We start from the raw sequence: 12,306 nt of genomic DNA, 5'->3' as shown, positions 1-12,306 counted from the left end.
CCACACCCCCACTCACCGACCCCCTCAGTACCCCGCATCCGGCTCGACCACCGCCAGCAGTTCCTGGCCCGCCTCGAACCGCCGGATGTTCTCCGCGAGGAAGGGCGCCATCTCGCGCGTGAGCCCGGACGCCGGATTGGCCACGTGCGGGGTGATGATGACGTTGGGCAGCGACCAGAGCGGGTCGTCGTCCGCGGGCGGTTCCGGATCGGTGACGTCGAGCGCCGCGCCCGCGATCACTCCCTCCGACAACGCCCGGTGAAGAGCAGCCTGATCGATCAGCGGCCCGCGTGCGATGTTGACGACCCAGCTGTGCGGGTGCAGTCTGCCGAGGGTCTCGTCGTTGAGCAGGTGACGGGTATCCGGAGTGTCGGGTGCGGCGAGCACCACGTGGTCGGTACGCTCCCACACCTCGTCCATTCGGTCGGCGGGCAGCGTCAGCTCAGCGCCTTCGACGGCGCGGCCGCTGCGGTTGACGGCGATCACCGAGGCGCCGCACGCCGCCAGACGCGGCGTCAGCTCGCGCCCGATCCCGCCCGCACCGATGATCGCGACCGTCGCACCCCGCAGTGTCCGGACGGCCGGGTCGATCCGTTCCTTCGCCCACCCGTCCCGGACCGCCGTGTTGATCTGCCGCAGCCCGGCCAACAGCAACGCGAGGGCGTGTTCAGCGACGCCCGCTGCGTAGAAGCCCGAGGCGTTGGTCCAGAGTCGACGGCCGTCCAAGACGCCGGCGTCGACGAAGCGTTCGATACCGGCGGTACTGAGCGCCACCCAGCGGACGGCGTCGCCGAGTTGCGGGAAGCCGTCCGGCCCGCCGATCCAGACGAGAGCCTCGGCGTCGTCGAGCCCGGTCACCTCACTTCCGGCTCCGGTCACCGCCTCCGACAGGTGCCGGTCCACAACCGGTTCGATCGCGATCTTCACGAGCGCCTCCTCAATCTCCGGTCCCACGGTAGACCGAATGCTCTGTGCCGATCACGCGTGCCATTCGTTCGATTCACCATCGGCTCGCATGGCACACTTGCCCGGTCGATGCTGCGACCGAAAAGAGCACTTCATGGAGATGACGGAAATCGCCGGGTACAGGATCCTGCGCACTCTCGGCGCCGGCGGGATGGGACAGGTGTTTCTCGTCGAGCATCCCCGTCTGCCGCGTCGTGATGCATTGAAACTGCTCGACGCGGGTGTCTCGCGGAACAGCGAGTTCAAAGCCAGGTTCCAGCGTGAGGCGGATCTTCTGGCCCAACTGTCACACCCGAACATCGTTACGCTGTACGACCGCGGCGAGTACGACGGCCGTCTCTGGGCCACCATGGAGTTCGTCGAAGGCACCGATGCCGGCCAGTTGCTCGAATCGACTGGCCCGCTGTCGCCTACCCGAGTGATGTCTCTAGTCGCGAGCGCAGGGTCAGCGCTCGACTACGCGTGGCGTAAGCAGCGGATCACCCACCGCGACGTGAAGCCCGCGAACATCCTTCTCGCGATCGACGATCACGACACCGTCGAGGCAGTGAAGCTCGCCGACTTCGGCATCGCAAAAGCGGCCGAAGAGACGACGACCTTGACCTCCACCGGAATCACCGTCGGCACCTTGGCGTATATGAGCCCGGAAGCGATTGAGGGCGCGGAAATCGACAACCGATCAGACATCTACTCACTCGGTTGTACCGCGTTCCATTTGTTCTCTGGGCAGGCTCCCTTCACCGGTAAGACTATGACCGCGCTGATGTCGGCTCATTTGAACGGTGAGCCGCCCAGCCTTTCAAAGTTCGCCCCGCATCTGCCGGCGACGTTGGATTCGGTGTTCACTCGAGTCCTGTCGCGAGAGCCCGACTCGCGATACTCGAGTTGTGCCGAATTCGTGGCTGCGTTGTCCGATGCGCTGGATGGCAGAACAACGCCGCTGACCGGTCCGGCCTACGCCCAGACGATTGTCGGAACGCACTCGGTTCCAGGGCGCCATCCGCACCACCGATCGTCGTCGCGCCGGAACCGATGGATCACGGCGGTCTCGGCACTCGCCGCGACCGCGGTCCTCGCAGTCGGTGGAGCCGCCGCGTACGCGTACTTCCAGCAACGGGACGAGACGCCGACAGCTTCGGCACCCATCACACAGACCACGGTCACGACGCACGTCACATCCACGCCATCGACCACCACTGCTCCTGCGATCGCCACGGTCTACGAGCAGGTCACGCCGACCGAGGAGCCCGAACCCGTGACCGTCACGCCCGAACCCGTCGAAGGGCAGGAGTGCGGGTTGGATCAGTTCGGTGACATCTCCGCTGACGGCACACTGTTCTGCAGCGCAGAGAACGGCGCGTGGACCGACCGTACACACCAGTCTCGTCCTGCTGTGACGTACGGTACTGAGTGTTCCGAACCCGGGGCGCGCGCCCGGATCAGCGGTACCGACGCAATCGCAACCTGTGAGTCCGACACTGACGGGACTCTGACCTGGGGCTACTAGACTCCGACCCTCATCGTTACCGCCGACCGCGTCGTGCGGCCTTGCCGAAGCTATTGCCTGCGATCTTGCCCGCCGCCTCGCGGTTCGCCCGCTTGGCGGCAGCCTTCTCCTTCGCGGTCCGCTTGGGCTGCGGCTCCCTGCCGCGCGACGAGTTCGCCCCGCGACCACGGACGAGTCCGACGAATTCGTCGGCGAGCTGGGACGTGGGCGACGGCCAGACCAGTCCCACCCGGCTGACGGGGGCGTCGAGCAGCGGCCGGTAGACGAGGTCGCGGCGATGGTGCAGCCGGGCCAGCGACTGCGGCACGGCGAGCAGTCCGGTGCCGGCCGCCACGAGTTCGATCGCGTCGGCGGTGGTCGCCGGACGGTGGTCGAGCAACGGCCCGGGCCACCGATCCCAGGTGAGGGCGTCGTCGAGGGGCGACAGAAAGGTCTCGTCGGCGACGTCGTCGGCGCGCAACTCGTCCGTCAGGGTCAGGTAGTGGTCCTTCGGAACCACGACCACAGTGGTCTCGACGTACAGATCGATGGTGTGATGGGGTCCGGGATCGACGGCGTCGAGGGCCTCCGGCAAGCGTGTGACGGCCGCGTCGACCGCGCCGTCGGCGAGCAGCCGCACGCTGTCGGACACGCTGCACGCCACCAACTCGAGCGGCACGTCGGCGAACCGTTCGCGCCATTTGCGTTCCCATTTCGCCGGCGTGACGCCGGGGACGTACGCCAGACGGAAGCGGCGGTGCGCGGCGGCGTTCTCGGCCGAGTCGGGAGTCACGGGGAAAGACTATCGGGGCCGGGCGGTCACGCGCCGCGTCCGGCGACGGCGAGCAGCCGGTCGGCGGGGTGATCGGAGGCGGCGGGCAGCTCCGGACCGAACAACCCGAGCGCGCGAAGGTCCTCGATGATGGGCGTGCCCACATCGAGCAGGTGAGCGACCAGTTCCGCCGGGGGCGTCCATTCCACGCCGAGCGCGTCGGCGAGGTCCTTGCTGTGCAGGGTCAGTTCCAGCAGCCGCAAATGCATCAGCGAGGCGCCGGTGCGCCGCCCGGCCCGGTGATCGACCAGCGCGCTCAGATCCGCGTGCTCGGCCGCCTCCCGCAGTCGGTGCTCCTGTTCCCAGAAGCTGCCGACAGCATCGGCGCCGATGTAGTCGACACCGCGGGTAGCCGCCGTGTCCGCCGCGCTGCCGCCGTCGAGCAGGATGGCGTACCGCTGCGCACCGCCCGCGACATGGTCGACGAGCTGTCGGACCGTCCAGTCGCCGCAGCCGCCGGCGCGGTCGAGATCGCCGTCGACCCGCTCCAGCAACTCCACCCACAGCGTCTCCGCGGAACCGAGCAGTTCGTCGCCGGCCAGTGCTGCGACCACCTCGTCGGCGGTGCGCAGTTGCACGCCGATCGACTCCAGATCGGCCAGCCGAGCCGGCGTGACCTGCGAGGTCGCGTCGGAGATCAGGACGGTGCGGTAATCGAGTTCCGAGGCGTCGAAGAGGGTGGCCCGGGGGCAGTTGGGCAGATTGCAGCCCGCGACCACCACGGTGCTCACGTCGTGGTCACCGAGCAGCGAGTCGAGGGGCGTGCGGAAGAACGCCGACCACCGGGGCTTGTACACCACGTACTCCGCAGCGCCGATCTGCTGCACCGCACCGAATCGCAGTGAATCCCAATCGAACTCGACGGGACCGGGCAGCAGATCTGGGGGAATCTCAGCTCCCGGAGTGCCCGGCGCGACGACCGCGTCACCGGCCTCGACCGCGGCACGCCTGAGCAGGTCGACGTCGCTCTCCCCCGGGCGGTACGACCGCACGATGTGGACCACCGGCCGGCCGAGCCGACGGAACTCCGCGACCGCCGCCGTCATCGCCGGAATGGCTTCGCGCGTACCCGGCACAGCGGCCGGGCCGTCGACGAAGTCCCGCTGGACGTCGATGAGCACCAGCGCCGCGTCGGCCCAGTCGGGAACGAGGTAGTCGGCCACGTCATCGATGGTCGCACAGCGCTGCGCAGGGCGTCAGTCGCCCGCCGGCAGCGGGATGTTCTGAAGGCGCAGCTGCCCGCGGGCGAGATCCTTGCCGGTGGCCTCGTCGCTGATCCGGACGAGCCAGAGCTGCTGCGTGCGGCCCTGAACGATCGGTTCGGCGACCACCCGCGCACGAGTACCTCGCGACGACCGCAGGAAGTCCGTCGAATTGTTCAGCCCCACCGCGAACTGCCCGCGGTCGGCCACGGCCACGCTGGCGCCGATGCTGCCAGCGCTTTCGACGATGGCCGCGTACACGCCGCCGTGGACCACACCGAACGGCGTGTGGTGCCGCTCGTCGAGATCGGCGTATCCCTCCACGCGCGTGCCGGAGGCCTCGGTGACGACGAGGCCGGAAGCGTCCATGAACTCGCTCGACGTCGACGGAATCGGTGCGGTGTCGGTCATCGTGTCTCTCCTGCGATCGATGTCGGCGACACGTTGCCGCTGACTTCTGATAGAGAAGTTAGATCGCCGATCAACTGACTGTCAACATCGAAGCCAGCTAGACTGGCGACGTGGACTGGCTGGATTTCGACACCGACAACTGCTCCGTCCAGCGCACGCTCGACGTCATCGGCGACCGCTGGAGCGTGCTCGTGCTGCGCGAGGTATTCAATGGTGTGCGCCGGTTCGACCGCATCAAGCAGCACACCGGGATCTCCGACTCTGTCCTGTCCGACCGTCTGCGCAGGCTCCTCGACGCCGGCGTGCTGGTGGCCTCCGAGTATCGGGAGCCTGGGTCGCGGCGCCGGAAGGAGTATCGACTCACCGACGCCGGGCTCGACCTTCAGCCGGTGCTGATCTCCATGCTCCGGTGGGGCGACAAGCACCGCGCCGACCCGGCGGGCCCGTCGCTGAACGTGGTGCACCGCGGGTGCGGCGCTCCGGTGCGCACCGAGATCGTCTGCGACGCCGGGCACCCCGTGCCCCAGCGCGAGGTACGCAATGAACCGGGTCCGGGTGCGCGCAAGCGCGCCACCGGGCCCGTCGCCTGACGCATCCGCGCCGTCAGTCCTCTCCCAGCTCCGGCGGAGCGCTCCGATAGACCGGCGGCGTCTCCGACATCCGGATCGGATTGGCCACCGTCCTGACCGGCGCGTCGCGGCGCGGGTCGTCGACCTGCGCGATCGGTTCCAGTCCGAGCCGATCGGCCAATGCGAACGCCTCGGCGATGTCGTTGACCGGTCCGCATGGGACTCCGACCGCCGCGAATCGGGTGAACCAGCCGTCGGCGGTGTCGGCGCGCAGCAGCTCGGTGAGTTCGTCGATGAGCGACTCGCGATTGGCGACGCGGTCGGAGTTGGTGGCGAACCGCGGATCGTCGGCCATCCCGGGGGCGCCGAGTTCGGCGGTCAGCGCGGAGAACTGGCGGTCGTTGCCTACCGCGAGGATCAGGGGACGGTCGGCCGTCGGGAACGGCTGATACGGCACCACGCTCGGATGCATGTTGCCCATGGCCCGCGGGACCACACCCGCGCCGACGTATCCCGAACCCTGATTGGCCAGTGCCGACAGCAGCGACGACAGCAGGTTCACCTCCACCCGCTGCCCTCGGCCGGTGCGGTCACGGTGGCGCAGTGCCGACAGGATGCCGACGGCCGCGTGCAGACCGGTCACCACGTCGACCAGCGCGACGCCGACCTTCGTCGGCTCCTCCGGCGACGCGCCGGTGATGCTCATCAGACCGCCGACGGCCTGCACCAAGAGGTCGTATCCAGGCAGGTCGTTGTGTCCGCCGAAGCCGGTGATCGAGCAGTAGACGACGCCGGGGTTGACCGCGGCGACTTCGGAATAGCCCAGACCCAGCCGGTCCATGGCTCCCGGCAGGAAGTTCTCGACCACCACGTCGGCCCGTGCGACGAGGTCCCGAGCCGAGGCGAGGTCGTCGGCGTCGCGCAGATCGAGCGCGAGCGAGGACTTGTTGCGGTTCACCGCCTGGAAGTACGTCGCCTGCCCGCCCGCGTACGGCGGCCCCCACGACCGCGTGTCGTCACCCGATCCCGGCCGTTCGATCTTCACCACCTCGGCGCCGAGGTCGGCGAGGAGCATGGTCGCGTAGGGCCCGGCGAGCACTCGGCCGAAGTCGGCGATCAGCAGCCCGTCGAGGGCTCCGCCAGCGCCGTCGCCCGTCACCGGAAGGCGGCTTCGCCGGTCAGGGCGCGGCCGATGGTGAGCTGGTGGACCTCGGACGTGCCCTCGTAGGTGAGCACGGACTCGAGGTTGTTGGCATGCCGGATCACCGGGTACTCCAGGGTGATCCCGTTGGCGGCGAGGATGGTGCGGCATTCGCGGGCGATCTTGATCGCCTCCCGGCAGTTGTTGAGCTTTCCGAGACTCACCTGGGCCGGCTCCACCTCACCGGCGTCCTTGAGCCGGCCGAGCTGGTAGGCGAGCAGGTGTCCCTTACCGACCTCGAGTGCCATGTCGGCCAGTTTGGCCTGGGTGAGCTGGTAGGCGGCCAGCGGCTTGTCGAACACCCGGCGGGTCGACGCGTACTCGATCGCGGTCTCCAGGCAGTCGCGGGCGGCACCGATGGAGCCGAAGATGATCCCGAAGCGCGCCTCGTTGAGACAGCTCAGCGGACCGCTCAGACCCGCCGCCTCGGGCAGCATCGCCGATTCGGGCAGACGCACGTCCTCCAGGACCAGCTCCGAGGTCACCGATGCGCGTAGCGACATCTTGGCGCGGATCTCCGGCGCCGAGAATCCGGGCGTGTCGGTCGGGACGACGAAGCCGCGGATCCCCCGGGCGCCCTGCGCCAGGTCGGTCTTGGCCCACACCACCGCGACGTCGGCCACCGAACCGTTCGTGATCCACATCTTGGCGCCGTTGAGCACCCAGTCGGAGCCGTCGCGGACCGCCCGCGTGCGCATGCCGCCCGGATCGGACCCGAAATCCGGTTCGGTGAGCCCGAAGCAGCCGAGCGCGTCGCCCGCCGCCATCTGCGGCAGCCACTGCTGCTTCTGCTCATCACTGCCCCAGTGATGGATGGCGAACATCGCGAGCGAGCCCTGCACCGAGACCAGCGAACGGATGCCCGAGTCGATCGCCTCGAGTTCCAGGCACGCCAGGCCGTAGGTCACCGCACTCATCCCCGCACAGCCGTAACCGTCGAGGTGCATGCCGAGCACCCCGAGTCCGCCCAGTTCCTTGGCCAGTTCGCGCGCCGGGATCCGCGCCTCGTCGAACCAGCCCGCGATGTGCGGCCGGATCCTCTCCGCGCCGAACTTCCGGACGGTGTCGCGGATCGCCTTCTCCTCGTCGGAGAGCAGTCCGTCGAGGGCGAAGAGTTCGGTGACGGTGCGGGTGTCGGCCATGAGGATTCTCCTGAGTTCGGGGACGAGGTGGCTGCAATGCTTTGCGCAATCGATTGCATATGGTGGAGTGAGAGTATCCATCACGGCGGCGAGCCGTCAATGCCCATCGACGTCAATGCCCATCGACGAGGACCCACCCGATGACAGATCACTCCGGCCCGCGCCGCACGCGCCCGCCGACGATGAAAGAGATCGCCGAACGTGCCGGTGTGCACGTCTCCACGGTCTCGCGGGTACTGCGGCAGACCGAACCGGTCGACGGATGGTCCGAGGCGGCCAAGCGCGTCCGCGAGGTGGCGCAGGAACTCGGCTATCAGCCCAACCTGTGGGCCGCGAGCCTGCGCACCCGGCGCACCACGACCATCGGCGCGGTGATGCCGCGGCTCACCGACGGCGTGGTCGCGACCGTCTACCAGGGCGTGGAGCAGGCCGCACGCGAAGCCTCGTACTCGGTGCTCCTGTCCAGCCCGCCCGACGACCCCGACGCGCAGCGACAGGCGATCGAACTGCTCACGGGCCGTCAGGTGGACGGTCTGATCCTCAGCAGTCTGCACAGCCCGGCGGCCGAGTTCGTCCGCCGATTGAAGCTCACCGTCCCCGCGGTGGCGTTGAACCGCCATGCCGGGTCGGGCCTGCCCTTCGCCGGCGGCGACGACCGTCTCGGCGGCGCGCTCGCCGGGCGGCATCTGCTCGACTGCGGATACCGGCGCATCGCGGCGGTGGGCGGTCCACTGTTCGCGACGACCGGCCACGACCGGCTGTCGGGCTTCCTCGACGCGATGAGCGACGCGGGCGTCCGCATCCCCGACCATCGCATCGCGCACGCTCGAATGGATGTGCAGGGCGGGATCGACGCGGCCCGCTCACTGCTCACCCGCGACGACCGGCCCGACGCCGTCTTCTGCGTCAGCGACACCATGGCGATCGGCCTGCTCGGCGTGGCCCGCGACCTGCGTCTGTCCATCCCCGGCGATCTCGGCGTCGTCGGCTACAACGACATCCCGGTGGCCGCACAGCTCCCCGTCCCGCTGACCACCGTCGTCACGCCCGCACACGAGATCGGTGCAGCGGGAGTGCGCCTACTGCTCGGGATGGTCACCGGCACCGACCCCCAACCGGACGACGTCCGGCTCCCGGTCCGGTTGGTCGTGCGGGGGTCGACGGCGCAGCAGCGTTGACGGGTTCGTCGACGGGTGACATCACTGCCCGTAGCTGTATCGGAGCCCGGCGAAGAGCAACTCGTTGACTCGCTTGCGCATATGACCGGTCAACGATGCGTCCGGCACCTCGCCTGTGACATCGAGCCGCCACGTCAGCCGAGTCCCGCTGCCGCGCGAGGCGAGCTCGAACTCGATTCGGGCGTCCGGGCGCCTCTTCCAGATCGACGACCAGATCACCCGATGTTCGGAAGCGACGATCGTCACTCCTGGAACCGCTTCGTCGTCCAGGAGGCTCAGCCACGGACGCGCGGGCTGTCGTTTCGGATCGATCAAGTCCTCGAACACCGCCCGACGCGGCGCCGGCAGGTCGCGGGTCCGCTCGCCGATGACGGTCCGAAGCGGCTCGATCACTCCGGACGGCCGTCACCGGGTGCGTCCTCCGACGCCGTCTTGATCCAAGCCAGCGTCGCGGACACGTGCTCGGAGAGTTCATCGGTATGGCGTTCGATACCGCCGAGCAGGACGCGGGCGAACAGCCGTGCGGTGGCCGACGCACCGTCGGGCATCTGGCGACGCTCGCGGAGCACGGTCCCGTCACCGTCGGCGGTCAAGGTGTAGGTCCACACCGCTCCGCTCGATCGCGTATGCCACGCGATCTCCCGGCCGATGTCGAACGTCGTCACGGTGTTGACCGTCGGCCAGAGCGCCAGACCGTTCCGGTTCCATCCGACGAACGTCTCGCCGGCGCGCAGCGGTCCGCGACGACGGCGGGTGGTGGCGAAGAGTTCCGGACTCGCCTGCGTCATCGTCCGGGGATCGATCAGCAGCGACCACACTCGATCAGGTGCCGCGTGGATGCGGATCGACTCGTCCAGGTCGCGCTCAGCACGTTCGGGGTTCACAGTTCGACCATAGAGCCCGCGAGCGCGGCGTTCAGTAGCAGAAGCCGCATTCACCCGATGTCGAGAGCACGGTGAAGCAGTTCGGGCACAGCTTGGGCTTGGGCTCTTCCGGCTTCGGGTCGGCTTTGGGTTTGGCCTTGGCCTTCTTCGGCTTCGGTTCGGCCGCGGCCGCGGGCTTCGTTCCCGGCGCAGCGGACTTGGCCGCCTTCGCCGGCGACTTGGCTGCCTTGGGCGGTCGTGCCGGACCGCGAGCGGCGCGCTTCTCCGCTACCCGGGGAGCCAGCGTCGGGCGGGCACCCGCCGGGATCGTCGCGCCGAAGAACTCGTAGCAGCGGAACCGCACATGCGCCGCATCCGAGTCGAGATCGGCGGGGACGGACCGGCCCGCGACACCGAGCGCATGCGCGTAAGCATCACCGGCTGTCTGGTCGAGCAGCACACACAGTGACGCCAGGAGCGGTTCGCCGTCGTCCTGCCCCTCGGTGACGGCGCCGAGGAGATCGGCGATCCACTTGCGCACCGGAGCGCCGGCCTTGATGCCGGTCTGGCTCTGAACCTGGAATCCCAGCTCAGCCTGGGTGATGAGGGAGCCGTACACGCGCGCGGTCTCGATCAAGGCCTCCCGGGCCGCGACGGCCCACGCGGCGAGGGCGTCGGAGAACGGAACGGGGATTTCGCCGGCCACCCGCCATGCGGGGACTCTCGTGTCGTCGTCGGAGTGCACCCGAAAACGCTACGGCGTCACGCCCCGATAGTCGAATCGCCGGTCCGGGCGGAGCAACACCGCTCGGACCGCCGGCGAAGACAATCCACAGTTGGAATCACTTCCATATTTGGATCTCATTCTATATCGTCGGAGCATGCCTCGAAATGATGCGACCTTTCCTTCGACCGGCGGGACCTGCGCCGGCTGGCTGTACGAGCCCGCCGACGCGGCCGGCACGCCCAGGCCGATCATCGTCATGGCGCACGGTCTCGCCGGCGTGAAGGAGATGCGGCTCGACGCCTTCGCGGACCGCTTCGCCGACGCCGGATACCGATGCCTGGTCTTCGACTACCGGCACTTCGGCGCCAGCAGCGGTGAGCCACGCCAACTGCTCGACATCGGCAGCCAGCTCGACGACTGGCGCGCGGCGATCGCGTACGCGCGGACTCTGGACGACGTCGATCCCGAGCGCGTGGTGATCTGGGGAACGTCCTTCGGCGGTGGCCACGTGATCCATACCGCCGCGCGTGATCACCGCATCGCCGCAGTCATCGCGCAGTGCCCCTTCACCGACGGACTGGCGGCGTCGATGGCGATTCCGCCGGTCACATCCGCAAAGGTCACCGCACTCGCGGTGCGCGACCTGATCGGCGCTCGCCTCGGACGCGCGCCGATCATGGTGCCTAGTTACGGGCTGTCAAGTCCCGGGTTTGTTAGAGACCGATCATTTGTTCTGTAGTGCAGGTTCAGTCTCGGCAGCAGCGTGCTGCTGCCAGTAGAGGTCCTCGATCTCTGTCGGTGGCCGGTGATCGAGTTCGCCGTGCAGTCGGGCGGTGTTGTACCAATGGACCCATTCGGCAGTCGCGATCTCGACGGCGTTCGTCGATCGCCACGGGCCCTTCCGGTAAATCAGCTCGTGCTTGTACAGCGAGTTCAGGGCTTCGGCCATCGCGTTGTCGTAGGAGTCCCCGCGCGAGCCGACTGAGGCGACGGCGCCGGCCTCGTCGAGGGCCTGGGTGTAGCGCACCGCTCGATACTGGACTCCGCGGTCGGAATGATGAATCAGGCCAGTGATGTCCTGGCCGGTCCGACGCCGCAGCCACAAGCCCATCGCGAGGGCGTCGATCGCCAGGTCGGCGAACATGCGGGTCGAGGTCTGCCAGCCGACGATCATCCGCGAGAACACGTCCAAGACGAATGCCACGTAGACCCAGCCGGCATCGGTGCGGACGTAGGTGATGTCGGCAACCCACAGCTGATTCGGCGCTGTCGCGGCGAATGCGCGGTCAACGAGATCACCGGGGTGTTCGGTCTCGGCCGCTGGTTTCGTGGTGCGCGGGAACTTCCCGCGCACCACCCCACGGATTCCCAGGTCACCGCACAATCGTTCGACCGTGCACTTCGCGACCGTTATCCCTTTGCGGGCGAGTGCGGCGCGGATCTTGCGGCGCCCATAGATACCGCCGGAGTCTTCGTAGACGTCCATGATCTGTTCTTTGAGTTCCTCGTCGCGCAGGGCGCGGGCCGATGGACCGCGGCCTCGGGCGGCGTAGTAGGTCGATGGCGCGATCGCGCATCCGGCCTCGGTGAGGGCGGTGCAGATCGCCTCGACGGGCCATCGACGGCGGTACTGGTCGATGAAATCGACGATCAGCGGCGTGGCCGGTCGAGCTCGGCCGCGAAGAAAGCCGACGCGGTCTTCAAGATCGGCGGATTCAAGCGGTCAGTG

At 68.4% G+C, this 12,306-nt stretch carries 13 protein-coding genes and 2 pseudogenes; 4 read left to right on the top strand and 11 right to left on the bottom strand.

What is annotated here, in order from left to right:
• Positions 1–24: 24 nt before the first annotated feature.
• Complete coding sequence (locus Y710_RS02030) at positions 25–927, bottom strand: D-isomer specific 2-hydroxyacid dehydrogenase family protein (RefSeq protein WP_062366334.1); 903 nt, start codon at positions 925–927, stop codon at positions 25–27.
• Between the two features lie 133 nt (positions 928–1,060).
• On the opposite strand from Y710_RS02030, the gene Y710_RS02025 reads away from it, so the two are divergent.
• The gene (locus tag Y710_RS02025) at positions 1,061–2,473 is read left to right on the top strand and encodes a serine/threonine protein kinase (RefSeq protein ID WP_062366148.1); all 1,413 of its coding nucleotides are present in this window, start codon (positions 1,061–1,063) and stop codon (positions 2,471–2,473) included.
• A gap of 16 nt (positions 2,474–2,489) precedes the next feature.
• On the opposite strand, the gene Y710_RS02020 is transcribed toward Y710_RS02025, so the two are convergent.
• From Y710_RS02020 to Y710_RS02010, 4 genes and pseudogenes are all read right to left on the bottom strand, one after another.
• Positions 2,490–3,245, bottom strand: coding sequence for a LysR family transcriptional regulator substrate-binding protein (locus Y710_RS02020; protein ID WP_006897485.1), 756 nt, complete (start codon positions 3,243–3,245; stop codon positions 2,490–2,492).
• A 26-nt stretch (positions 3,246–3,271) separates the two neighbouring features.
• Positions 3,272–3,784: a TIGR03086 family metal-binding protein gene (locus Y710_RS19030; RefSeq protein WP_231875662.1), complete on the bottom strand. Its 513-nt coding sequence runs from the start codon at positions 3,782–3,784 to the stop codon at positions 3,272–3,274.
• 69 nt (positions 3,785–3,853) lie between these two features.
• A pseudogene (locus Y710_RS19025) lies at positions 3,854–4,447 on the bottom strand (isochorismatase family cysteine hydrolase); the annotation flags it as partial.
• 33 nt (positions 4,448–4,480) lie between these two features.
• The gene (locus Y710_RS02010) at positions 4,481–4,897 is read right to left on the bottom strand and encodes a PaaI family thioesterase (protein ID WP_006897487.1); all 417 of its coding nucleotides are present in this window, start codon (positions 4,895–4,897) and stop codon (positions 4,481–4,483) included.
• A 110-nt stretch (positions 4,898–5,007) separates the two neighbouring features.
• Here Y710_RS02010 and Y710_RS02005 point away from each other — a divergent pair, with 110 nt between their 5' ends.
• Entirely contained in the window at positions 5,008–5,487 is a 480-nt protein-coding gene (locus Y710_RS02005) for a winged helix-turn-helix transcriptional regulator (RefSeq protein ID WP_006897488.1), read from the top strand.
• A 13-nt stretch (positions 5,488–5,500) separates the two neighbouring features.
• Here Y710_RS02005 and Y710_RS02000 read toward each other — a convergent pair whose 3' ends face one another.
• Both Y710_RS02000 and Y710_RS01995 read right to left on the bottom strand, forming a co-directional pair.
• Complete coding sequence (locus tag Y710_RS02000; RefSeq protein WP_006897489.1) at positions 5,501–6,625, bottom strand: CaiB/BaiF CoA transferase family protein; 1,125 nt, start codon at positions 6,623–6,625, stop codon at positions 5,501–5,503.
• Positions 6,622–7,809 (bottom strand): acyl-CoA dehydrogenase family protein, encoded by a 1,188-nt coding sequence (locus Y710_RS01995; protein WP_006897490.1) that lies wholly within the window; start codon positions 7,807–7,809, stop codon positions 6,622–6,624. Before Y710_RS01995 ends, Y710_RS02000 begins: the two co-directional genes overlap by 4 nt.
• Positions 7,810–7,949: 140 nt before the next feature.
• Here Y710_RS01995 and Y710_RS01990 point away from each other — a divergent pair, with 140 nt between their 5' ends.
• Entirely contained in the window at positions 7,950–8,987 is a 1,038-nt protein-coding gene (locus Y710_RS01990) for a LacI family DNA-binding transcriptional regulator (protein ID WP_062366143.1), read from the top strand.
• Between the two features lie 21 nt (positions 8,988–9,008).
• Here the strand turns inward: Y710_RS01990 and Y710_RS01985 are convergent, their stop codons facing one another.
• Genes Y710_RS01985 through Y710_RS01975 form a run of 3 tightly spaced genes read right to left on the bottom strand, consistent with a single transcriptional unit; the run spans position 9,009 to position 10,595 of the window.
• Positions 9,009–9,380, bottom strand: a complete 372-nt coding sequence (locus tag Y710_RS01985) for an SRPBCC family protein (RefSeq protein WP_082781243.1) — start codon at positions 9,378–9,380, stop codon at positions 9,009–9,011.
• Positions 9,377–9,871: an SRPBCC family protein gene (locus Y710_RS01980; RefSeq protein ID WP_062366140.1), complete on the bottom strand. Its 495-nt coding sequence runs from the start codon at positions 9,869–9,871 to the stop codon at positions 9,377–9,379. Before Y710_RS01980 ends, Y710_RS01985 begins: the two co-directional genes overlap by 4 nt.
• Before the next feature lie 31 nt (positions 9,872–9,902).
• The gene (locus tag Y710_RS01975; RefSeq protein WP_045537928.1) at positions 9,903–10,595 is read right to left on the bottom strand and encodes a hypothetical protein; all 693 of its coding nucleotides are present in this window, start codon (positions 10,593–10,595) and stop codon (positions 9,903–9,905) included.
• A gap of 136 nt (positions 10,596–10,731) precedes the next feature.
• Between Y710_RS01975 and Y710_RS01970 the strand changes: the two are divergent.
• A pseudogene (locus tag Y710_RS01970) lies at positions 10,732–11,271 on the top strand (alpha/beta fold hydrolase); the annotation flags it as partial.
• 30 nt (positions 11,272–11,301) lie between these two features.
• Here the strand turns inward: Y710_RS01970 and Y710_RS01965 are convergent.
• Positions 11,302–12,231, bottom strand: a complete 930-nt coding sequence (locus Y710_RS01965) for an IS3 family transposase (RefSeq protein ID WP_045537938.1) — start codon at positions 12,229–12,231, stop codon at positions 11,302–11,304.
• Positions 12,232–12,306: the final 75 nt, after the last annotated feature.

Source organism: Gordonia sp. QH-12 (genome assembly GCF_001578675.1).
Taxonomy (GTDB): domain Bacteria; phylum Actinomycetota; class Actinomycetes; order Mycobacteriales; family Mycobacteriaceae; genus Gordonia; species Gordonia sihwensis.
The sequence above is the reverse complement of the archived record's forward strand: the minus strand, read 5'-3'. Positions and strand labels throughout refer to the sequence as shown.

What these genes read in the sequence shown, in the direction of transcription:
- Y710_RS02010 (WP_006897487.1), bottom strand. Translation starts at nt 4,897, where the DNA reads ATGACCGACACCGCACCGATTCCGTCGACGTCGAGCGAGTTCATGGAC.
- Y710_RS02025 (WP_062366148.1), top strand. Translation starts at nt 1,061, where the DNA reads ATGGAGATGACGGAAATCGCCGGGTACAGGATCCTGCGCACTCTCGGC.
- Y710_RS01995 (WP_006897490.1), bottom strand. Translation starts at nt 7,809, where the DNA reads ATGGCCGACACCCGCACCGTCACCGAACTCTTCGCCCTCGACGGACTG.
- Y710_RS01990 (WP_062366143.1), top strand. Translation starts at nt 7,950, where the DNA reads ATGACAGATCACTCCGGCCCGCGCCGCACGCGCCCGCCGACGATGAAA.